Below are 19542 nucleotides of genomic sequence, written 5' to 3'. Positions count from 1 at the left end.
GTCCGAGAATCATTGTAAACGAAAAGAAACGATTGCCTAGTTTGTTTGCTTAATTTGTCAAAAATTATTGCTATAATAGGAATAACCATCAAAAAGGAGTTGGAATATGGCAGCAACACTTGTAATTGTACGGCATGGTGAGTCAACAGCTAACCGTGATAATGAGTTTACGGGTTGGAGTGATGTACCGTTGACACCCAAAGGGTACCAACAAGCACATCAAGTTGGCCTAACATTACAGCATGCAGGTATTTTATTTGATGGGGTACATACGTCTTTATTAAAGCGTGCGATTAGTACAAGTAACGTTATATTAGAAGATATTCATCAGTTATGGTTACCTGTTAATAAGTCCTGGCGTTTGAATGAACGGCATTATGGCGCGTTACGCGGGAAAAATAAAGATGATGCACGTGAATTTTATGGCAAATCTCAGGTTGCGTTATGGCGTAGAAGTTATACGGCAATTCCCCCTTTGTTATCAACAGATGATTTAATACATGAACGCCGATATCGCCATATTGAAGAACCATTAGGTGAAAGCCTTTCAATGGCAAGTGCGCGCCTATTACCTTATTGGCAAGACGTGATTGCACCAGCATTAAGAGATGGTAAAAATCAACTGGTGGTTGCGCATGGTTCGACGTTGCGTGCCTTAATTAAATTATTAGAAGAAATTCGTGATGAAGATATCGATGGCCTTGAAATTGGTAATGGCGAACCCATTGCTTATTACTTTGACGATGATTTTCAGATGAGTGAGCGACATTATTTAATGTCGTAGGGACTAGGCATCATTCAAGTAGGTGTGATATGAACAATAAAACATGGCAACGTATTAAAAAATATACTGAATTACAAGGTACATCTGGCCAGGAATTTATGGTACGGCAACAATTTAAGCAAGATTTAGCACCATTAGTTGATGACATAAAAAGTGAAGGCTTAGGTGGTATCTTTGGTGTCAAACATCATGATAATCCCAAAGCACCTCGCGTAATGTTTGCTGCGCACTTAGATGAGGTCGGTTTCATTGTAACGCAAATTCTACCGAGTGGTGCATTACAAGTCACGCCAATTGGTGGGTGGAATCCAACAGTCGTTAGTTCACAACGTTTTACATTATTTACGCGATCAGGTGCGTATCCTATTGTATCAAGCTCTGTTTCGCCTCATTTATTACGAGGCAATGCAAATCAGTCCGGCGTACCGACTATCGATAATATTTTATTTGATGCGGGCTTTATGGATAATAAAGAAGCAGATGCTTTTGGTGTCCGTGTGGGTGATTTTATTGTGCCAAAAGTTGAAACCGTTATGACAGCTAATCAAAAACGTGTAATGAGCAAGGCTTGGGATAATCGTTTCGGTGTCGTGACGGTTTTAGAAGCGCTTGAGACGCTAAAAAATGAAGTAACACCAAATACTTTAATTATGGGTGCTGATGTTCAAGAAGAGGTTGGCTTGCGGGGAGCACATGGCGCGGTTAATTTAATGAAACCAGATATATTCTTTGCTATTGATTCAAGTGCAGCCGATGATACAAGAAGTGCTCAAGGTACTCAAGGTGTTCTTGATCAAGGCACATTAATTCGTGTTTTTGATCCTAGTGTGATTATGCCTGTGAGATTAAAAGAGTTCTTATTAGATATTGCATCTGATTATCATATTCCGTACCAATATTTTGTGTCTAAGGGTGGAACAGATGCTGCCGCTGCGCAAAGTGAATTAACTGGAATACCTAGCGTGGCCTTAGGAGTGGCTTCTCGCTATATTCATACACACCAGACTGTATGGTCGATTAAAGATTTTGAAGCGGCAAAAGCGTTGGTAGTAGCGATTGCGCAACAGCTTGACGCCAGCACACTTAAAACGATTATGGAAGGATAGCTACTTGGCAAGACAACCCAGAAAAGTTGAATTGTTCGTAGCGGGTTATATAAACTTGTGTTTAAAAAAGTTACAAAAATTAGATTATTGGATACTGGTGCCCTTTGCTGTTTTGAGTGCTTTAGGTATCGTAATGGTATTCTCAGCTAGCCAAAGTAGTGCGATTATCAATTTTATTAAGCAGCTCATTTTCGTTGTGATTGGTTGTATGGGCGCCTTTTTCTTTTTCCACATGAATTTAAATGTTCTACGTGGTAAGAAAATTTTAGAGCGTATACTCTGGATAATTATCGTTTCGCTTCTTTTAGCACGCTTTGCGTTTCCACCCGTTAATGGGGCGCATGGCTGGATGAACTTTGGATTAATTACAATTCAACCAGCAGAATTTTTAAAGTTAGCATTAATTCTTTATTTTGCAGATTATTTATCAAAAAATCCTTGGAATGAGCGATTGCGCATTAGATCTCAGCAGATTATCCAATTTAGCGCATGGAGATGGCCTGCAGCAGCTTTAGTCTTGGTTATTTTTATGCCGGATAATGGTAATGCAATGATTACATTAATGATATTATTAGTGATATTGCTTGCTTCAGGGATTTCACGTTTATGGGGTGCGACAGTTGTTGCGTTATTTTCACTTGGTTTTGCTATTCTTCCTACATTAATTAAATTAGTGGTGCCAGCAAGTTATTTTAATAATACGAGTCAACACTATGCAGTGTCACGATTGATTAACTTTGTTAATCCTTGGGAAAATCCAGATGCCAGTCGACAATTGTTATATGGTTACTATGCGATTGCACACGGTGGATTATTTGGTGTCGGATTGGGTAATTCGTTAATTAAGCCCTATTTGCCTGAATCCAATACGGATTTTATTATGGCTATCTTTGGTGAAGAGATGGGTGCAATTGCGACTATTGCAGTATTAGTATTAATGCTAATATTAATTGTGCGTATCATTTTAATTGGTATTAGAGCATCTCAACAGTATCATCGTCTCATGATGTTTGGTATTGCAACCTTATTGTTTATGCAGACATTTGTTAATTTGGGCGGTGTTATTGGCCTACTGCCAATAACTGGTGTTGTTTTCCCATTTATATCTGGAGGTGGATCTTCCTATATCGTGATGAGCGCTGGAGTAGGAATGAGTCTTAATATTGCGGCTCATCAAAAGAAATTAGTACGCGCACATCGAGATGATATTATTGCTAGAAAGGAGCGATTATGACATTTAAAATTCAGCCCCGACGCGCATTATATATATATTTAAAAAATATTCGTCATGCTCAACAATTAAAAAATTTGGTCGCATTGTCTATATATCTAAAAAAATGGCGCTTGTAGCATTGTATGTTGATGATGATGAATTAGATAAAAAGATTAGTCATATTATGAGCTATAAATTTGTTAAAAAGGTGACAACCTCACCTCGTCCAGATATTGATCCAGATTTTGATAATGTTCATGATGATATTTTCTTTGAAAGTTATGATGAACAAGAAAGCGAGTCACAGCATTATGCGCATAATAGCCGGTAAATTTCGTGGTACACGCCTCGAAGCAGTTAATGGTAGCAAGACAAGACCAACAACAGACAAAGTAAAAGAGGCCATGTTTAGCATGCTCATGCCATACTTAGATGATGGGCAAGCGCTCGATCTTTATGCTGGTACTGGTGGGTTAGGATTGGAAGCCGTTTCACGAGGCATGACACATGCTACGTTGGTTGATCGTCAATTTCAAGCGATTAAAGTGATTGAGCAAAATGTTCAGAAGACACATGCTGAGAACCAATTTACAATTTTGAAGGCACCCGCACAGGCTGCATTACAAAAGTTAACGGCACAACAAATTAAGTTTGATATGGTTTTTTGGATCCACCATATGCTAAAGAAACCATTGCTGATGATATGGCATATTTATATGCGCATGATTTATTACAAAATCATGCTATTATTGTCGCTGAAAGTGACGACGCTGCTAATCTACCAGACGCAACAGAACATTTTTCGATTATTCAACAAAAGCACTATGGTATTACGATCGTGACAATATACCAGGTTGAAAGGTGAAATTAATTCATGGCAAAGGCACTATTCCCAGGTAGTTTTGATCCACTAACGAACGGGCATTTAGATATTATTGCACGTGCTAGTAAATTATTTGATGAAGTGGTTATTGGTGTGGGAACGAATACATCTAAAAAAGCGTTATTTTCAGCTACAGAAAAATTACAATTGATTGAGGGCGCAACTACACAGTTTGATAATGTGAGTGTGTCATTAATGTCTGGGTTAACGGTTGATTTTATGGCGGAAATTAATGCTGAGTATTTAGTTCGTGGTTTACGTAATGCAACTGATTATGAATATGAGCGTGATATTGCCGAAATGAATCGGCAGTTAGCAGGTATCGAAACGATTTTGCTCATGGCAAAACCTGTTAATCAAAATATCTCGTCATCAATTTTAAAAGAAGTTGCAAAGTTTGGTGCTAACATCGATCATTTAGTGCCAGATAATATTAACAAAGCTTTACAGGAGCGTTTCCATGAGAAAAAAGAGTAAAGTTATCGCCATTATTTTGGCTAGCCTTGTAACATGTGTGCTAGTTGGTGGATTTTGGCCAGTCAATGGATACATCGAATCACCGGGTGGTGCGGATGATTTATCACAATTTGTACGCATTGATAATAAGCAAGATACGCAGAGAGGGGCTTATCGTATTACCTCTGTGTATCTTTCAGAAGCCAATGGTTTTAGTTATTTGAAATCAAAAATTAGTCCACATGAAAGTTTTGAAAAAGCGTCAGATATCACGGGTGGTGAAAGTACCGAAAATTTTGACAAAGTACAAAATTTTTATATGTAAAGTGCGATTGCTAATGCTCAAATTGTTGCCTTTAAGCAAGCGCATAAAACAATCAAAGCAACGTATCGTGGTATCTATGTATTAAGTGTTTCGAAAACATCTAATTTTAAGAATCGTATTCGCATTGGTGATACAATTACCGCAATTGATGGTCATCACTATACTAATTCAGATGGTTTTATTAAATATTTGGCGAATAAGGATAAAAACAAAAAGGTTACGGTTACCTATCAAAGAAATAATAAACTAGGCAACACATCTGGAAAGACCATGAAATTACCTGGTACTAAGACGAAAGAATTTCCTAATGGTCGTACGGGCATCGGTATTGTCTTGACTGATAATGTATCGATTAAAACAGTGCCAAGTGTTAAGGTTGACGCTGGCCAAATCGGTGGTCCTTCGGGGGGCTTGATGTTTTCATTACAAATATATGATCAATTAACGAATCAAAATTTGAGAAAAGGCCGTAATATTTCCGGCTCAGGTACAATTTCTTCAGAGGGTTATGTAGGCGAAATTGGTGGTATTGATAAGAAAGTTATTGCAGCTAATGCAGCCGGTTCAAAGGTATTTTTTGCACCATATATTAAACCTAGTCGTGCGCTATTAAAGTTAGAGGAGCAGCATAAAACAAATTATATGTTGGCGCGTGATACTGCTAAAAAGTATGCACCAAATATGAAAGTTGTACCTGTTGAAACCTTCCAAGACGCACTGAATTATTTGAAAACAGGCAAAGTTATTCAAACAACTGATAAAGTTCAATAATCATTAAAAACTTGTATTCAATACAAGTTTTTTTATTGCGTACGTAATATATAGCAGAGGCGTACGTTATATGAATCAGTGGGATCAAATCAAACAATTTATCATGACTCATAAGAAAATAGTGATGGTTTCTGTAACCCTAATTATTTTTTAATGAGTTTAATTGGCATATATTTTTATAGTGGTGTTACGAACCCAACATCACCAACTAGTACACTAAGCAGTATTGATAAAAGTTCCAAAATTAATCAATCTGGTCAATCAGGAGAAGCAGTTCACGGAGGAAATCACGTCGATCATAAAATTATTGTAGATGTTAAAGGTGCCGTTAATCATCCAGGTGTGTATAAAGTATCCGACTCGGCCCGAATTGAGCAAATTGTGCAACTTGCAGGTGGATTCAATAAAAGTGCAGACCAATTACACATTAACCTGGCGCAAAAAGTAGCGGATGGGCAAGTCGTTTATATACCAAGCAAGGATGAAAAAACGCCTGATATTTATCAATCTCAGCAACAAAGTGTCGCCAGCTCATCAACCGCGACAACAATTAATCTTAATACAGCAACAGTTGAAGAACTACAAAAATTAGATGGTATTGGTCAAAAAAGGCAGAACAAATTATTGCCTATCGTACTGAAAACAACGGCTTTAAGCAGATAGAAGATATTAAAAAAGTATCCGGAATTGGTGATAAACGCTTTGAAAAATAAAGGATATGCTTTCAATCTAATGCACCAAAGAATACTTTTATTAACTAGTTTAATTGTAGCCACAGTAAGTGGCCTTGTGTATCAGTGTAATAGTGTGACGATAACATTATTTCTATTGATGGTTGGTATTTTGTTGAAGTTAAAATCCTTTAAATTATTACTTGTGATTACCATGATTACTTTACCTTTTTTAAGCTATTTTATTTATGATAATCATCAGCTTGAACAGATAAATAAAATGCAACCGGATAGTTATGTTACTGGATATATGTTTGCGGATGATATTGAGGTTGATGGCGATAACTTAAAAGCAGTTGCATATTTAAGGCATCATGAAAAGGTGAAACTATACTGGAAAGTCCCAACACAAAAAGAAAAGCAGTGGCTAGAAACGAATACCAGCACCTTATATTTTCACGCTAATGTTAAGCAAACAGTAATACCGCCAGCCACTAATTTTAACCAATTTGATGCTCAGAAATTTTATAAAACGCAAAAAATAGTACATCAAGCGACGGTTCAACAGTGGTCATATTCCAAACAATCAGATGATAATTTTAAGCCGAATTTTTTGATCGATAATTTAAGACAATGGCATGCAAGAGCTTTGGGACAAGTAGCACAATTACCACAGCCATTAGCTAACTATGCTCAAGCATTGTTATTAGGTACAACACCGAAATCTTTATATAGCGATAATCCAGGTATTTCGACTTTGGGGCTAATTCATTTATTTAGTGTTTCTGGCTTTCAGGTCAGTTATATTATTACAACTTTGATGAGTTTAGCACGACGGCTACGTATGATTAAAGAATACGCTGTTATTTTTTAATGATGATTTTAATTATGTTTTATATATTTGTTGGTGCACCAGCAATATTAGTACGCGCTGTTGTCGCAGGAGAATTAGCTTTATTATCGTTAGGATATAAAGGCTTTAATTTATCAGCGACTAGTATTTGGGCAATTAGTTTATTAGCTAGCTTAGTAGTGGCACCACAATTATTGTTGACCCTTGGCGGGCAATTATCTTTCTTATTGACATTTTGTTTACTGTTTTCTCGCCATTTATCTTTTTGGCAATCTAATTTATTAATGGGCATCGTGATGTTTCCATTAATTACACATCAGCAATTTACCTGGCATTTGTTGGAAATACCGATTAATTTTTTGGCGATACCATTGTTTGAAATCATCATTGTGCCTAGTATTTTTGTTGGCGTGTGGCAAATACCTTTTATCACTTCATTTGTTAACCAGTTAATTCATTTATTTGCGTCAATTATTGACACGGTGGCATCGTTACCACTTAATTGTGTGGTTGGTAAATTAGCTTGGCCTTTTGTACTGTTGCTACTCATTTTAGCTATGCTATCGTTTACCAATAAGAAAACAACCGCACGCATTGCTCGCATGACTTGGTTGATAACGTTAATTTTAGGTATCATTTGGGTCCGCTTTCCTCTACATGGTGAAGTCAGTTTATTTGATATTGGTCAAGGGGATGCGATATTAGTTCGATTACCATTCAACCAGAATGTTACGCTGATTGATACAGGCGGAAAAGTGAACTTTGGTGAAGAAAATTGGCAAAGATTAAAGTATTCACGGCCAAAGGGAGAGACGGTTATCATTAATTATCTACACAGCCGTGGTATTTCTAAAGTAAATCAATTAGTTTTAACGCATCAAGATCAAGATCATATTGGTGATGCGTATATTATCTTGCAAAAGATGGCAGTAGATCGTGTGATTATACCAAAAGGGATGCGGCAACAACCTGCTTTTGCTCAAAAAATAAAGCCGTATCTTAAGCAGAGAACACAAGTGATTGAAACCACGGACAATGATACGCAACAGAATATGCCTTTAAAGGTACTTTATCCTTTTGAATCTGGGCATGGTAAAAATGAAGATTGTATCGCCTTATACGGTGAATTTGGTGGTAAACGATTTTTGACATCAGGAGATTTAGATAAAGCAGGTGAAGAAAAAATATGTCAAAAATATCCAAATTTAAAATTAGATATTCTAAAATTCGGACATCATGGGTCGAAGACATCTACTAGTAGTGAAGCAATAAAGCAATGGTGCCCGCAATATGGTTTAGTATCAGCTGGCCGAAATAATCGATATCATCATCCCCATCAGGAAACCTTAGATCTGGCGCAACAACAAAAATTAATCGTTTATAATACCCAGATAAATGGTATGATAACATATGTTCCACGGATTTGAGCTTAAGATAACCTAAAAGGCAATATACCAACGTTTTAAAATTTATAATATTCGTTTATGCTTTTAAAATGTTGGGTAGGGTTGGGAAAAAGTTGGGAACTTTTAGAACATGTTTCCGATCTTAGTAATCACATTCTGTTTGCCTTCATCAGTTCCGTTGTTATAGAACATGGACATGTCCAACTTTGAGTGTCCTAAAATATTGGCAATGTCTCGTGGATTTATTCCCTCTATTCCAAAGGCTATGGTAGAAAATGCGTGACGTAGTTTATGTGGCCAAACATGAATACCGGTATCTTGACTTATTCTTTGGAACACTTGGGTTAATTGAGTATAGCGAACGTGATTTCCCCAGTGGCTTACAAATATGAAGTCATCAGGGGACATGATTCTGCCTTTCTTGGCGTAGACTTTCTTAGTTTCCTTAATAGCTTGATTAACATATTCCTCTACAAGAGGAGTCATAGGTACCCAACGTTTAGATGAGTGTGTTTTAGGTTCTGTTACTTCTCCGTGAAGATTAAGAACTTCAAATACACCAATCATGTTGTCTTTAACGTATTTCAACTTAATACCGTCTATCTCTTCATGGCGTAGTCCTAGAGTAGCCAACATTGCCATGGCTCGTTCTTGAGTGGATAAACTTGGCGATAACTTGATATAATTGAATACTTTTTCAAACTCCGATCTAGTCATTGAAGTATCACGTGGTTTTGTACCTGATATTTTGATTTTCTGGATCGGATTTTTTGGTATGTCATCATTGACTAATGCGTCTGCAAACACACTAGAAACAATATGACTAAATGTAGAAGCAGTATTGTGAGCGTAGTTCTTGTCTTTGATGAGTTTAGTTATCCAACGTTGATAATCACCACGTCTAACATCAATCATTAGCGTGTCGCCCCAATCAGGGTAAAAACGCTTTTTAAACATTGATTTTGATCGTGCATATGTTGAATAACGCCAAGAACCATTGTTTAGTTTCTCTTCACAATATTGTTCAAAATACTCCTCAACAGTAAGCGTTGTATAACCAGTTTCAGATTCAAGATCAGATATGATTGACTGCTTCATAGAACGCGCCATATCAAACGAAGTAATGCCTTGGCGTTCTACTTGATGACGCTTACCACGAATAGTAATAGTAAATCTAATACGCCAGCGTTTCCCTTTATCAGTCATATAACTTTGTATTTGGGGATCACGGCGTTCTTTTTTATAAGTATATTTCAAAATAATTGTCCTTTCTAAACCACTTTTGTCGATAGCAAGGTGTTTAGAAAGAGGGCAGTTTAACGGCATGACTTTGTGGCCTATGTACGCCCAAAGAGGGCATTAATTATTTATTGAGATTTGCTATTGCATAGTCAGCTTGTGCAGTAGTGAATTTTTCACCAGCAGCGGACACTAATTGATCATGAATTGAATCTACTGACATACTCATTTTTTCTTGATAGGTTTTTGCTTTATTTAACGCATTTTTATTGTAATCTGCTTTAACATTATCAATGGCATACTGTGCAGCATCAGCAGGAAATTTTTCACCGGCTTCAGATGTGAGTTGGTCATAAATTCCTTGTTTAGACATACTCATTGTGTCAGAGTATGTCTTTGCTTTTGCCAAGGCAGCACTGAATTCTGCTGAAACTTTTGGCTTGGAAGATGAACTACTTTTGGATGATGATTTTGATGGTGAAGAAGATATTGTTTTGGAGGAAATGTTTTTAGTGGCCATGCTACCAAACATTACAATAATAACAATCGCTACAATCCAAAACAAAACACGTTTGTAAATGGGCTTCTTTTGCACATATGTGTTGCCGTTCTCATCTACAATCTTTTTACTCATAAAAAACTCCTTTGCCTTTTAACGTGGTTGCTTGGCACGTACTACTTATTTTATTTAACGTTTAACAATTTCTGATAAAACAATGGGCTCTAAATAACTGCCAATTCCAAATACGTGCATAAATTCTAAATAACGCTCTGGTAAAAAATCACCATCTGGAAAATACATATTCAGTAATCTAATAATAGCATTTCGGTTGGCACGTCGTTCTTCGCTACGTTTACCCAAGGGAGAGAAATTGTAGATCTGAATGTTACCATGATCTGCATTGATAACATGATCCAACTCATGGGCTAATCTGAACGGAATTGAGTAATTTGTATCAAAATTGGGATTGATATTTATCCAACGTAAAGAGGGTGTTGCTGTATCTGGTTCACTAGATGGACCAGATATTTTACTAACATAAATATCATTGCTTCTAGCTAAATCTTGTAGTTCTTCATAATAGTGTTCGTGTAATGCTTCATGCTGCATACATAGTAGGTCTCCTGGTGATTATTTCTTACTAGGCTTACGATTACCGTTTTCGTCAATTTCCCATTGCCCAGTATCAATCATTGTCTGAGCAAAAGCACGTAACTGTGCTACATATTCTGGAGACAATTCAGCACCATCAAATGAGAGGATATCATCAATAGCCAAATCAGAAGGGTGATTTTTATTCTCTAGGGGCATAGTCATTTCATCTGTACGACCAAGAAGATAATCGGTTGAGACGTTCAGGACATCGGCTACCTTTTGAATAGTTGAAGGTTTTGGTTCGTGAATATCCCACTGGTAGATACCTGATTTTGATATACCAACTTGTTTGGCTAGTTTTTCTATAGATAATCCTCTTTTTTAGCGGTATCTTTTGTACGTGAAAGTAGCGTCATAATAATCTTTTCTCCAAATGTGTACAAGAAAAGTCTAATAAGTTAGAAATATATGTTTACAAGTCTAACTAGTTGTACTATAATAATTCTTGTAAGTTACTTAGTAAGCTAAAAGCAAAACAAAAACACTTACGTATTATCTATCTTGGCGGAGGGATAAAGGCGTTTAGTACATTTGTTATGCGTATTTACTATGTCATTATAGTCTAAATTATCAGACTTGTAAATAAAAACTTATAAGTAATCATACAAAACTTAGTAAGTTTTAGAGGAAGGAGACACCATGACAGAACAAATGATTGTTAACGCTGCCCGTGAATTTAAAAAGCGTGTCAAAGATGCGCTTTACGATCGAGAGATGACACAGCGAGATTTGGCCAAAGCTATAGGTGTTAGTGAAGCGACATTGAGTTTAGCTATCAACACATACGCTGTTAACAAGCAATCGCGAGAAGTTAGAAATAAGGTACGTCAACTTTTGAATATTGAAGATGTATAAACGACTTTCCAACTATGGTCATTGAAATATTGAAGAGTATGGATATAGTCGTCTTCGAATATTTCTCCTTCTCCTTCGGAAGAAAGATAAAATTTTTTATCGAATGTATTGCGTTTCATATTATTATTTCCTTTTTTACTAGGCACTGCAATGCCAGTAACTAAAGGATAGCGCTGTAATAACCACAAAAGATAGCAAGGTGTAAATATGGAAACAAATGAAACGATTGAAGCATTGTCCCGGCTGTTGAACGAAACAGTCGGCGAGCTTCAAAAGTTAAAAGAACAAGACGTTGCCTATGTTTGGAATAGTGATAAAAAAGCTTATGAAGAACTTGGCATTGGTAGAACGTATTTTGAAAAGATACGTCACAAACTACCACACATTGAAATACCTGATGAAAAACAGGAAGCGTAGGGATTGTATATCCGAAGAAAGCCGTTAAGCAATGGCTAGACGAACATACAACAACGTATTAATCGCAACAAAAAAGCACCTAAACGGACGAGGTTTAGATGCGGAAGCTGTAATCTAGATTAGGATTTACAGCTCCGATTATATCAAAAATAAGAGGAGAAAACAAAATGCAAGAAGTTATCAAAATTAATCAAAACGAACAAGGTGAGGCACAAGTGAGTGCTCGAGAGTTATACCAAGCATTAGGAGTGAAGAAACGTTTTAGTGCCTGGTTTACACAAAACAGTGACCAATTAATTGATGGTGCAGATTTTACAGGTGTACTTGGAGGTACACCCGTTAAAGGTGGTAATGGAAATGTTCAATATTTACAGGATTACTCGTTAACGGTAGACGCTGCAAAACAAATTGCTTTAATGTCTGGTACTGAAAAAGGTAAGCAAGTCCGTATGTACTTTATTCAAGTGGAAAAAGCATGGAATAGTCCAGATCAAATCATGGCTCGAGCGTTACAAATTAGCAAAATGAAGCTTGAGAATAGGGATAAGCTAATTGCCGAAATGAAACCAAAGGCATTGTTTGCCGATGCAGTAGCGACTAGCGAAACAAGTGTATTGGTAGGGGAATTAGCTAAAATACTTAAACAAAACGGTGTCGACACTGGTGCCACACGATTATTCAGTTGGTTACGTAATAATGGCTACTTAATCCGTCGCAAAGGCACTGACTATAATATGCCAACGCAGAAAAGTATGGAATTAAGATTATTTGAAATTACCGAAACATCAATCACTCGAAGTAATGGCAGCATCACAGTATCAAAGACACCAAAAGTGACGGGTAAAGGTCAACAATACTTCATCAACAAGTTCTTGAAAGAGAAGGTGGGCTAATATGATCGCAATTAATATCTTAATCGTAGTAATCGTTGTTGGGTGGTTCATCTACAAAGAAAATATTGATTGGTGGCTCACGATCAAAGCTATCAAGCGTGAATTGCGAAAAGGCAAGCCAGTACATTTCTATACAGAAAATGATGAAATATGCATTAGTAACATTGCTGATTTGAAGCAAGAAACCGTGTGGTGGTGGATATGAGATATGTACCAGATATCACAGAACGACACGATAGCACGTGGGGTGATCAATTCTATTACGAAAAACAAGACAGGCGAGAGTTTTTAGAACATGAAATCGAAATATCTAAGCAAGAAATAGATGGTTGCAATGATTACATTGCTGAGTGTGAAGAAGAGTTATCAGAGATGGGAGCAGATTAATGGCAAATGATGTAGCGAAAATGCAGAAGATGATTAACAGCGACAAAATGACAAAACATTTTGAAGATATTTTGAAAGACAATGCTGCTGGTTTCTTAAGTGGGCTATCGACAGTAGTGGCGTTGAACCCAGACTTGGCCAAAACAAATATTGCCGATTTGACCAGTATTGCCATGCGCGCAGCAGTGCTTGATTTATCGGTTTTGCCTGACTTGGGTGAAGCCTATGTCATACCGTATGGTAAAAACCGGAAAATTGATGGCAAGTGGGTCACAACTGATGTTAAACCACAATTTCAGTTAGGTTATCGCGGCATTATCAAGTTAGTTCAGAATACGGGGCGCGTTGGTCGTATCGGGGGTAGCGTGGTCTATGAAGCGAATAAGCCACATTATAACTACGTGTTTGATGAGTTCCGAATGGATAACGAAGACTATGATCCCTATGTTGATGGTAAGAGTCCCGTTGCGGGTTATATTGCCTTTTACTATTTAGATGGTGAACGCATTGTTAAGTATTGGCCATTACAGAGAGTGGTCGAGCATGCCCTAGAATTTAGCCAAACATTTAAGGGATTAGATTACAAAGATAAGTATGGTAACAAACCTAAAACGCCTTGGTATTCAGACTTTGATGCTATGGCCATTAAAACAGTGATGAAGGATTTGCTTAAGTTTGCTCCCAAAACAACTAAGGTAGCACAAGCCATGGCCGAAGATGACCGTTCAGAACGAGAAGTTCGTGATGTAACGCCTGATAATGCACCGCAACAGCAAGTAGTTGAAGCCAATAATCAAACGAGTGCAAGTGCAGTCATTGAACCGGAACCAACTACTGAAACGCCTAAGGCACCTGCCACTGAACAACCACAACAAAATGCAAAAACAATAAGTGATAATCCATTTGCTGATGATGCTAATGCCGGGTCTTTGTTTAATAATTTGGAGGATGTGAAATGAGTGAAGTAAAAACAGTTTTACCAGTCGTAACTTTTGAAAATGGCGTTGCCCAAGGTTTTGAAGATTTGCGTGCCATGTTGCGTGGCGTTCAAGTTGTGGCTATTGAAGACAAGATTGATGCGCAACAGATGGCAGCTTTGAAAAAGGACATGAAGTTCGTATCGGATAACATCAAAAAGTCCACCAAACAAGCTGTTAAAGAGTATGAGAATCAACTACATGAACAGAATGGCACGTTGTTTGCTATTCAAGATACGGCAGACAGTATTATTGCGGATATTACTGAAAACCAAAATGTTTATAACACAGGCAGGCTTAAAGAATTAGAAGTTGTCTTACAAAAAGAAGTTGATGAACGTAATGAAAATTATCAACTAAAAGTACCGTTGACGATCAAAGCGGACTGGTTAAAGATGAGTAACTTTACGGCAACCGGTAAACCAACTAGTGCTTTAACAAAGTTATTGAATTTGGAATTTATCAAAGCAAAATCGGAAGAGAATAAAGTACCTGAAATTACTGAAGATGAACGCTTTAAACGAGCATTGAAATATCAGTTTGCTAAAGTGTGGGAACAAATTGAAGATGATGATATCTATAGTGGTGCTGATATCAAGAATCTACTGAAGCCGATTGCAAGTGAATTTGGTTAGAGGGATGATATATGGCTAATAAGAAAAAACCAATCTACTTTTGGCTGAGACTTGACAACAATTTCTACAAAAATTTAGCTATAAAAAAAGTTAGAAAAATGGCTGGTGGCGACACCATGGTAGTTATATACCAGAAAATGATGTTGAGCTCTCTAGACACCAGCGGAGTCATTTATTACGAAGGTATCTACGGAAAACTTGAAGAAGAATTAGCGTTAATGATTGATGAAGAGGTGGAGCAAGTTGCAATGACTTTATCATATTTCACCAAGGCTGGTTTAATCCAAATAGATGATAATCAAAACGTTGAAATGTCACAAGTATCAGCATTAATTGACCAAGAAACTAATTGGGCTAGATACAAAAGAGAACAACGAAAAAGCAATAAATTGGACAATGTCCAATCGTTGTCCAATGAGCGTCCAACAGAGATAGAGTTAGAGAAAGAGATAGAGATAAAGAAAGAGACAAAGTTAGAGAAAGATGTAGATGTAGAAGACGAAAAAGCAAAAGAGGACGACAACGCGAAAGCTTATGAATCTCTTGTTTCACTTTTCGAAGAAAATGGTTTCGGTACTATTGGTGGTTTGGTATCAACTGATATCTCTAACGAACTAAAAGATTTTGCTGAAGCTAATAATGATGATTATCGGGAAGCATACAAAGTAATTCTATTAGCGATTAAATTGGCAGTATCTAACGGAGCATGTAAGTTTAGCTATGTTTGGTCTATTACGAAAGGTTGGTACCAGAAAAAGTTATTCACGGTAAAAGACATTGAAGCCTCTGAACAAAAACGCAAAGATGAAAAATCTAAGCAAAGTCGAAATAGTTTTAACAGGCGTCCGCAAAAGCAGGAACCTGAGAAGGCTGTTATTAGCGAATCTGAGCAGGTTAGATCATATAGTGATGACGAATACCAAAAAGCAATGGAAAAGCTCAAGAACCTCAAAACAAAGGCAGAATAATGACAACCTAGATAGCAGGTAATTTGGACAATAAAAACCGAGCCAGAAATACACACCAATGGATTTAAGGATTGCACCTGATGGGCTGTGTGTATTCTGATTCGGTCATTCAAATGATTGCTCACTTGAATATAGTAAGTTTAGCATTTGGTGATTAACTCAAAAGTAAAACCAAGATAAAGATTTAATAACAACATTTCTGAGATGAGACTGGTCAGTCTTACATCGATAATGGGAGAGAGATGTCATGTTATTAAAAATTATCTTGGCTTGCAAGCAAATACATTGGTAAAAAATCTCATATAAACTTTTTAAAGGAGAGATCTTCTTGCAACTTCATGATAACACTTTCTGAAAATAAATGTTGTTTTTCATGAAAATAAAAAGCCGGAGCAAATACTCCAGCTTGAGAAGTGTAAAGAAGTTAAGAAAGTTGAGTAACTAATTCATTAGCAATAAACACTTCACCAGTAAAGGATAACACTAATACCTTGGTTAAGGAAATGAAATGGGTAAACGTGAACCATCTATCAGTATGCTTATATCTTTAGCGAACTATTTTGATGTCACGATTGATTATTTAATTGGGAGATAAAATTTGCTTGATACAACGACAAGCTTTGATTTTAAAACAGAATTGATTAACAAACCGCATCCCCATAATGGCATGGTTTTCAATACCAAACTAAAGCGCGCAATTCCAAATAAAAAAGAGCGGGCTTACCAAGCTGAATTGCAGTTACAAATTGCACGCTACATGCATAACAACAAAATCAGTATGTTTGGCAAGGTGCCACTCTACGTTGAATATGAGTTTGGTTTTGAGCCATTGAAGTCATTTAGTAAAAAGGACCGAGTAGCTGCCTTATTGAGAAAGTTATTGCCGGTTAGTAATCGCAATCAAGGTGACTTAGACAACCTTGAAAAAATCAACACAAGATGTTTTGAATGGTTTGGCCATTGATGATGATCGTTTTATCGTCGCCAAGTATTCAGTGAAATATTATACGGAGAAGCCATGCGTGGCTATCCGAATTAAGGAGTTAGAGATTTGAAATTATTAGTGATTGGACACCGATCAGGAACTGTTTATTTTACGGGCACACATCCCGAATGCACCCGTTTTATTAACGATAGGGCAATTAGACGTAAAACTAAAAAAGGTGTCTCAGGGGTATCAGCATTTGGTTTTAGTGAAGCGCTATGGATTCAGAAAGGGTAAAGCAATAATGACACACAGACCGGTTTATTATGATGTGCGCAGAAATGGTGAAACATTGTTTAGCGACACAGACAAGAATAAAGCGTTGGAACAGTTAAAAGCGTTTAACATGAGCGCTGAAGTTAACGGCGAGAGCAAAGCGGTGCTAGTAAGGGACTATGGGAGATAAATATGACACAAAATAAGTATTGTGAATTTTGTGAAGAAGTAACAAGGTGTTACCGAGATGACCAAATATGGTATGGAAATCTAGTTAAAACATACTTTTGTTCTGAATGCCAAAAGAAAGTTGAGTGATTATGCGAGAGACTAGATTTAGGGCATGGGATAAAGAGGAAAGTAAGTATATTAATATTGAAAAATTCTACATTAGTCCATATGACGGAGCAGTTATTGATATGGGCGGTTATGAATATCGAGACGCCGTTTTGGAACAATACACAGGACTTAAAGATAAAAACGGTGTCAATATTTATGAGGGCGATATCGTTCAACATTATGAAAGTAAAGAAGATATTTCGATTGTTAGATTTGGAGAATTTGGTGTTCCGAATATGGCAGAAGAGGTTTATCAGGACCGTGCGGTAGGCTTTTATTACGAAAATGCAAGCAACTTAAAAACGTAGCACCTTTTGATATGACCGTGCCGGTTAACACAATATACACACAAAATGCTGAAGTTATCGGTAACATACACAAGAACACGGAATTATTACAGGAGTGATTGCTAGAAATATAGCAGCGACCAAGAGAGAGTTACAAGAAGTCGTATAGAGCACTGTCCTGAGCATGACATTAAACTGTTACTAAACATATAACCCAGTGGAAAGAGTTCGTTTAGTATTAAGCCACAGAAGTACCCTGTGGCGTACATAACTATTTGGAGGAAGTATTATTTTGGCAGATAAGATTGATGCAGTATTGAGAGATTATTTTACCGGTGCTCTGGATTTGAAGATTATACAAAGAAAACGTGAGTTGGATAGCGTTGGCTCCACTGATGAAAATGTGGGCGGTGGTCGTGCGCAAAATAAGCACACCCGTCCGTTAGATGATATGCTTATCCGTTACGAAAGTGATTATGAGTTACAAGCTTTATTTCGGCAACGTCGTATTATGAAAGAGTGGTTATCATCTGGTGTGTGTGACAAGGAAACCAATGAGATATTGAAATTGCACTATGGTAAGAAGTATACATGGGACAAGATATCCAATGAGTTATTTATTGGGCGCAACACAGCGATTCGCAAGCGAAATTGGTTTAAGCGAGTGTTGGCGGTTCAGATGTGAATAGACTGTTAAGATAATGAAAATTAACCATTATTTTAAATTAAATTGCAATAAGTGAGTATTTTTATGTACAATAAAGGTATATCTAAGAGAATATTGAGGCTTTTGATGAGACTTGAAAATTCAGCTATTTTTCCCAGTAGCCTTGTAAATCAAGAATACAGACCCGTCGCGGACTATGTAAATAGTCCGCGTTTATCCATCATTGAAAAACAATTATTGAAATTTGTTCTGAAAAAGATCAATGGTTTAAGTAATCGTATTCTTTACCAATATTACATAGGTAAAAGAAATTCGACGTATCGTTTTATACCATATGATACTAGTAATGGAGATCCCATATTAGGTCAGAATTCTAAAGGTGAAGATAACTACATTGATGTTGTGGTGGTCAAGAGAATTTCTAGTTCGTCTGAAGACGTCTATGAGGCGCGTTTAGAATTAAATGAGAAAAATATACAAAGAATTTGTACGAGACTATTTTTTGGAATTCCAAGTAAAAATGGCGAATTAAGAACATATACTCACTACTTAGATAAAATACCCTTATTTTCACGTAGTGGTGCTACTAATCAGGAAACAAATGAGTGTGCTGATTCGTGTGGTTATGTCTTGAAGAATATAAATTATCAGCAGACACATATACAAGGTTATATACAAGAGAGGATAGAGATATGAAGAAATTGGATGAAAAGTTAGTGGATACATTATCTCAAGATATGTTCAATTACTCTTTGAAATATGATGTTGATTTAGTAGATATTTTAAGTGTAGCTCCTTATAATATTCCGGTTAATGATGTTCAGCGACTAGGTAGTGGGAATCCCTTTGTCTCTGAGTATTCATTTGAAAAAATAAGTAACGCACTCTCTTATTTGAGTATACAAAAAAACTAGATAAAAATTTTGGCAATGGTACTGCTAATGTGAGAGTTGAGCGTAAAGATATTTATGGTTATTTTAAAAATAATAATTCTTATCGTACACAGATCAATAGCACCACTACTATAAAAGAGGAAGATAGCTTTGCATACGC

Annotated in this window: 28 protein-coding genes and 3 pseudogenes; 27 read left to right on the top strand and 4 right to left on the bottom strand. The window is 36.7% G+C overall.

Annotated elements, in window-relative coordinates; translation table 11 throughout:
- The first annotated feature begins 106 nt into the window (after positions 1–106).
- The 11 genes and pseudogenes from LEUFL_RS0104845 to LEUFL_RS12425 all read left to right on the top strand — a co-directional run bounded on the left by LEUFL_RS0104845 (position 107) and on the right by LEUFL_RS12425 (position 8489).
- Complete coding sequence (locus LEUFL_RS0104845) at positions 107–784, top strand: 2,3-bisphosphoglycerate-dependent phosphoglycerate mutase (RefSeq protein WP_010007858.1); 678 nt, start codon at positions 107–109, stop codon at positions 782–784.
- A 29-nt stretch (positions 785–813) separates the two neighbouring features.
- Positions 814–1890, top strand: coding sequence for a glutamyl aminopeptidase (gene pepA, locus LEUFL_RS0104840; protein WP_010007856.1), 1077 nt, complete (start codon positions 814–816; stop codon positions 1888–1890).
- 4 nt (positions 1891–1894) lie between these two features.
- Positions 1895–3124 (top strand): FtsW/RodA/SpoVE family cell cycle protein, encoded by a 1230-nt coding sequence (locus LEUFL_RS0104835; protein WP_010007854.1) that lies wholly within the window; start codon positions 1895–1897, stop codon positions 3122–3124.
- A pseudogene (locus LEUFL_RS11535) lies at positions 3121–3434 on the top strand (YlbG family protein). The gene LEUFL_RS0104835 and the pseudogene LEUFL_RS11535 overlap by 4 nt, the downstream one beginning before the upstream one ends.
- Positions 3415–3968, top strand: a pseudogene (gene rsmD / locus LEUFL_RS11530) (16S rRNA (guanine(966)-N(2))-methyltransferase RsmD). The pseudogenes LEUFL_RS11535 and rsmD overlap by 20 nt, the downstream one beginning before the upstream one ends.
- Before the next feature lie 9 nt (positions 3969–3977).
- Complete coding sequence (coaD, locus tag LEUFL_RS0104820) at positions 3978–4463, top strand: pantetheine-phosphate adenylyltransferase (RefSeq protein WP_010007852.1); 486 nt, start codon at positions 3978–3980, stop codon at positions 4461–4463.
- Positions 4447–5538: pseudogene (locus tag LEUFL_RS11525) on the top strand (SepM family pheromone-processing serine protease). Before coaD ends, LEUFL_RS11525 begins: the two are co-directional and overlap by 17 nt.
- A 153-nt stretch (positions 5539–5691) precedes the next feature.
- Positions 5692–6201, top strand: a complete 510-nt coding sequence (locus LEUFL_RS11520; protein ID WP_010007851.1) for an SLBB domain-containing protein — start codon at positions 5692–5694, stop codon at positions 6199–6201.
- The gene (locus LEUFL_RS13520; RefSeq protein WP_373419074.1) at positions 6159–6251 is read left to right on the top strand and encodes a ComEA family DNA-binding protein; all 93 of its coding nucleotides are present in this window, start codon (positions 6159–6161) and stop codon (positions 6249–6251) included. Before LEUFL_RS11520 ends, LEUFL_RS13520 begins: the two co-directional genes overlap by 43 nt.
- Positions 6241–7083, top strand: a complete 843-nt coding sequence (locus LEUFL_RS12430) for a ComEC/Rec2 family competence protein (protein WP_141557411.1) — start codon at positions 6241–6243, stop codon at positions 7081–7083. The genes LEUFL_RS13520 and LEUFL_RS12430 overlap by 11 nt, the downstream gene beginning before the upstream one ends.
- 14 nt (positions 7084–7097) lie before the next feature.
- Positions 7098–8489, top strand: a complete 1392-nt coding sequence (locus tag LEUFL_RS12425; RefSeq protein ID WP_158004499.1) for a DNA internalization-related competence protein ComEC/Rec2 — start codon at positions 7098–7100, stop codon at positions 8487–8489.
- A 102-nt stretch (positions 8490–8591) separates the two neighbouring features.
- Here LEUFL_RS12425 and LEUFL_RS0104795 read toward each other — a convergent pair whose 3' ends face one another.
- The 4 genes from LEUFL_RS0104795 to LEUFL_RS13615 form a co-directional block, all read right to left on the bottom strand.
- Complete coding sequence (locus tag LEUFL_RS0104795; protein WP_029508657.1) at positions 8592–9725, bottom strand: tyrosine-type recombinase/integrase; 1134 nt, start codon at positions 9723–9725, stop codon at positions 8592–8594.
- Between the two features lie 106 nt (positions 9726–9831).
- Positions 9832–10341 (bottom strand): Ltp family lipoprotein, encoded by a 510-nt coding sequence (locus LEUFL_RS0104790; RefSeq protein ID WP_010007848.1) that lies wholly within the window; start codon positions 10339–10341, stop codon positions 9832–9834.
- A 54-nt stretch (positions 10342–10395) separates the two neighbouring features.
- Positions 10396–10818, bottom strand: a complete 423-nt coding sequence (locus LEUFL_RS09780; RefSeq protein ID WP_010007847.1) for an ImmA/IrrE family metallo-endopeptidase — start codon at positions 10816–10818, stop codon at positions 10396–10398.
- A gap of 21 nt (positions 10819–10839) precedes the next feature.
- Positions 10840–11127, bottom strand: a complete 288-nt coding sequence (locus LEUFL_RS13615) for a helix-turn-helix domain-containing protein (protein WP_506736941.1) — start codon at positions 11125–11127, stop codon at positions 10840–10842.
- A gap of 375 nt (positions 11128–11502) precedes the next feature.
- Here LEUFL_RS13615 and LEUFL_RS0104775 point away from each other — a divergent pair, with 375 nt between their 5' ends.
- The 16 genes from LEUFL_RS0104775 (at position 11503) to LEUFL_RS0104705 (ending at position 19403) form a co-directional block, all read left to right on the top strand.
- Positions 11503–11718, top strand: coding sequence for a helix-turn-helix domain-containing protein (locus LEUFL_RS0104775; RefSeq protein WP_010007844.1), 216 nt, complete (start codon positions 11503–11505; stop codon positions 11716–11718).
- Positions 11719–11925: 207 nt separating this feature from the next.
- Positions 11926–12135: a hypothetical protein gene (locus tag LEUFL_RS0104765; protein ID WP_010007842.1), complete on the top strand. Its 210-nt coding sequence runs from the start codon at positions 11926–11928 to the stop codon at positions 12133–12135.
- A 167-nt stretch (positions 12136–12302) separates the two neighbouring features.
- Complete coding sequence (locus tag LEUFL_RS0104760) at positions 12303–13028, top strand: phage antirepressor KilAC domain-containing protein (protein ID WP_010007840.1); 726 nt, start codon at positions 12303–12305, stop codon at positions 13026–13028.
- A gap of 1 nt (position 13029) precedes the next feature.
- A complete protein-coding gene (locus LEUFL_RS0104755) occupies positions 13030–13233 on the top strand; it encodes a hypothetical protein (protein ID WP_010007838.1) in 204 nt (67 codons plus the stop codon).
- Positions 13230–13415 carry a hypothetical protein gene (locus LEUFL_RS0104750; protein ID WP_010007837.1) on the top strand — a complete coding sequence of 62 codons (186 nt, stop codon included), beginning with the start codon at positions 13230–13232 and terminating at the stop codon, positions 13413–13415. Before LEUFL_RS0104755 ends, LEUFL_RS0104750 begins: the two co-directional genes overlap by 4 nt.
- Positions 13415–14374, top strand: a complete 960-nt coding sequence (locus tag LEUFL_RS0104745; RefSeq protein ID WP_010007836.1) for a recombinase RecT — start codon at positions 13415–13417, stop codon at positions 14372–14374. The genes LEUFL_RS0104750 and LEUFL_RS0104745 overlap by 1 nt, the downstream gene beginning before the upstream one ends.
- Positions 14371–15027 carry a hypothetical protein gene (locus tag LEUFL_RS0104740; protein WP_010007835.1) on the top strand — a complete coding sequence of 219 codons (657 nt, stop codon included), beginning with the start codon at positions 14371–14373 and terminating at the stop codon, positions 15025–15027. Before LEUFL_RS0104745 ends, LEUFL_RS0104740 begins: the two co-directional genes overlap by 4 nt.
- A gap of 11 nt (positions 15028–15038) precedes the next feature.
- Positions 15039–15995, top strand: coding sequence for a phage replisome organizer N-terminal domain-containing protein (locus tag LEUFL_RS0104735; protein WP_010007834.1), 957 nt, complete (start codon positions 15039–15041; stop codon positions 15993–15995).
- 508 nt (positions 15996–16503) lie between these two features.
- Entirely contained in the window at positions 16504–16590 is an 87-nt protein-coding gene (locus LEUFL_RS12625) for a helix-turn-helix domain-containing protein (protein WP_081458717.1), read from the top strand.
- Positions 16591–16593: 3 nt separating this feature from the next.
- Positions 16594–16959, top strand: a complete 366-nt coding sequence (locus LEUFL_RS0104730; protein WP_010007833.1) for a RusA family crossover junction endodeoxyribonuclease — start codon at positions 16594–16596, stop codon at positions 16957–16959.
- A complete protein-coding gene (locus LEUFL_RS13515) occupies positions 16916–17050 on the top strand; it encodes a RusA family crossover junction endodeoxyribonuclease (RefSeq protein ID WP_141557410.1) in 135 nt (44 codons plus the stop codon). Before LEUFL_RS0104730 ends, LEUFL_RS13515 begins: the two co-directional genes overlap by 44 nt.
- 174 nt (positions 17051–17224) lie before the next feature.
- Positions 17225–17386 carry a hypothetical protein gene (locus tag LEUFL_RS12865; protein WP_158004498.1) on the top strand — a complete coding sequence of 54 codons (162 nt, stop codon included), beginning with the start codon at positions 17225–17227 and terminating at the stop codon, positions 17384–17386.
- 130 nt (positions 17387–17516) lie between these two features.
- On the top strand, positions 17517–17843 hold the full coding sequence (locus tag LEUFL_RS09775) for a YopX family protein (RefSeq protein ID WP_010007831.1): 327 nt from the start codon (positions 17517–17519) through the stop codon (positions 17841–17843).
- A gap of 271 nt (positions 17844–18114) precedes the next feature.
- Positions 18115–18507, top strand: a complete 393-nt coding sequence (locus LEUFL_RS0104715) for a DUF722 domain-containing protein (protein WP_010007830.1) — start codon at positions 18115–18117, stop codon at positions 18505–18507.
- Between the two features lie 108 nt (positions 18508–18615).
- Positions 18616–19185: a hypothetical protein gene (locus LEUFL_RS0104710; protein ID WP_010007826.1), complete on the top strand. Its 570-nt coding sequence runs from the start codon at positions 18616–18618 to the stop codon at positions 19183–19185.
- The gene (locus LEUFL_RS0104705) at positions 19182–19403 is read left to right on the top strand and encodes a hypothetical protein (RefSeq protein WP_010007824.1); all 222 of its coding nucleotides are present in this window, start codon (positions 19182–19184) and stop codon (positions 19401–19403) included. The genes LEUFL_RS0104710 and LEUFL_RS0104705 overlap by 4 nt, the downstream gene beginning before the upstream one ends.
- Positions 19404–19542: the final 139 nt, after the last annotated feature.

It is taken from the genome of Leuconostoc fallax KCTC 3537, assembly GCF_000165675.1.
Classification (GTDB): Bacteria; Bacillota; Bacilli; order Lactobacillales; family Lactobacillaceae; genus Leuconostoc_B; species Leuconostoc_B fallax.
This window is presented reverse-complemented; position numbering and strand designations above follow the sequence as displayed.

What these genes read in the sequence shown, in the direction of transcription:
- coaD (WP_010007852.1), top strand. Translation starts at nt 3,978, where the DNA reads ATGGCAAAGGCACTATTCCCAGGTAGTTTTGATCCACTAACGAACGGG.
- LEUFL_RS0104755 (WP_010007838.1), top strand. Translation starts at nt 13,030, where the DNA reads ATGATCGCAATTAATATCTTAATCGTAGTAATCGTTGTTGGGTGGTTC.
- LEUFL_RS09780 (WP_010007847.1), bottom strand. Translation starts at nt 10,818, where the DNA reads ATGCAGCATGAAGCATTACACGAACACTATTATGAAGAACTACAAGAT.
- LEUFL_RS0104845 (WP_010007858.1), top strand. Translation starts at nt 107, where the DNA reads ATGGCAGCAACACTTGTAATTGTACGGCATGGTGAGTCAACAGCTAAC.
- LEUFL_RS0104735 (WP_010007834.1), top strand. Translation starts at nt 15,039, where the DNA reads ATGGCTAATAAGAAAAAACCAATCTACTTTTGGCTGAGACTTGACAAC.
- LEUFL_RS0104775 (WP_010007844.1), top strand. Translation starts at nt 11,503, where the DNA reads ATGACAGAACAAATGATTGTTAACGCTGCCCGTGAATTTAAAAAGCGT.
- LEUFL_RS09775 (WP_010007831.1), top strand. Translation starts at nt 17,517, where the DNA reads ATGCGAGAGACTAGATTTAGGGCATGGGATAAAGAGGAAAGTAAGTAT.
- LEUFL_RS0104745 (WP_010007836.1), top strand. Translation starts at nt 13,415, where the DNA reads ATGGCAAATGATGTAGCGAAAATGCAGAAGATGATTAACAGCGACAAA.
- LEUFL_RS0104710 (WP_010007826.1), top strand. Translation starts at nt 18,616, where the DNA reads ATGAGACTTGAAAATTCAGCTATTTTTCCCAGTAGCCTTGTAAATCAA.
- pepA (WP_010007856.1), top strand. Translation starts at nt 814, where the DNA reads ATGAACAATAAAACATGGCAACGTATTAAAAAATATACTGAATTACAA.
- LEUFL_RS0104750 (WP_010007837.1), top strand. Translation starts at nt 13,230, where the DNA reads ATGAGATATGTACCAGATATCACAGAACGACACGATAGCACGTGGGGT.
- LEUFL_RS0104705 (WP_010007824.1), top strand. Translation starts at nt 19,182, where the DNA reads ATGAAGAAATTGGATGAAAAGTTAGTGGATACATTATCTCAAGATATG.
- LEUFL_RS12865 (WP_158004498.1), top strand. Translation starts at nt 17,225, where the DNA reads ATGACACACAGACCGGTTTATTATGATGTGCGCAGAAATGGTGAAACA.
- LEUFL_RS12625 (WP_081458717.1), top strand. Translation starts at nt 16,504, where the DNA reads ATGGGTAAACGTGAACCATCTATCAGTATGCTTATATCTTTAGCGAAC.
- LEUFL_RS12425 (WP_158004499.1), top strand. Translation starts at nt 7,098, where the DNA reads ATGTTTTATATATTTGTTGGTGCACCAGCAATATTAGTACGCGCTGTT.
- LEUFL_RS0104760 (WP_010007840.1), top strand. Translation starts at nt 12,303, where the DNA reads ATGCAAGAAGTTATCAAAATTAATCAAAACGAACAAGGTGAGGCACAA.
- LEUFL_RS0104765 (WP_010007842.1), top strand. Translation starts at nt 11,926, where the DNA reads ATGGAAACAAATGAAACGATTGAAGCATTGTCCCGGCTGTTGAACGAA.
- LEUFL_RS11520 (WP_010007851.1), top strand. Translation starts at nt 5,692, where the DNA reads ATGAGTTTAATTGGCATATATTTTTATAGTGGTGTTACGAACCCAACA.
- LEUFL_RS0104740 (WP_010007835.1), top strand. Translation starts at nt 14,371, where the DNA reads ATGAGTGAAGTAAAAACAGTTTTACCAGTCGTAACTTTTGAAAATGGC.
- LEUFL_RS0104790 (WP_010007848.1), bottom strand. Translation starts at nt 10,341, where the DNA reads ATGAGTAAAAAGATTGTAGATGAGAACGGCAACACATATGTGCAAAAG.